Source organism: Pseudomonas sp. HY13-MNA-CIBAN-0226 (genome assembly GCF_040310305.1).
Taxonomy (GTDB): domain Bacteria; phylum Pseudomonadota; class Gammaproteobacteria; order Pseudomonadales; family Pseudomonadaceae; genus Aquipseudomonas; species Aquipseudomonas gregormendelii.
On the sequence record NZ_JBEOPS010000075.1, the window covers coordinates 1 to 450 of the forward strand.

The following is a 450-nucleotide window of genomic DNA, read 5'->3' on the forward strand; positions in this document are numbered from 1 at the left end:
GGCAGGGCTTGCTTGCCGTTACGCGCGTTTTCCTGCGGGCTCTGGGTTTCGTCCGGCAGGTATTCGACGTTCCAGCCGTGGAACAGGATGCGGCGGCTATTGGGGTTGGTCTTGAGCGTGTGCACCATGTAGTCGATCTGGTTGATCGTGCCGCCGTCCTTCGTCGGCCAGGCGGTCCACTGCTCGCCGTAGACCGGGCCCAGGTCGCCGTCTTCGGTGGCCCATTCGTCCCAGATCTTCACGCCACTTTCGTTGAGCCATTTGATATTGGTGTTGCCGCTCAACATCCAGATCAGTTCGTTGTCGATGCTTTTGAAGTGCAGCTTCTTGGTGGTCAGCAGCGGGAAGCCGTCGGCCAGGTTATGCCGATACTGACGCGCAAACACAGCCTTGGTGCCGGTGCCCGTGCGGTCGCCCTTGGTCAGGCCATTGGTCACGACGTCCTGCAGC

General features: G+C 60.9%; 1 protein-coding gene. It reads right to left on the reverse strand.

Annotated elements, in window-relative coordinates; genetic code table 11:
- Nucleotides 1-449: thymidylate synthase (locus AAEZ05_RS27815; protein WP_350649757.1), on the reverse strand; the 449-nt coding region annotated here is incomplete at its 3' end.
- Nucleotide 450: the final 1 nt, after the last annotated feature.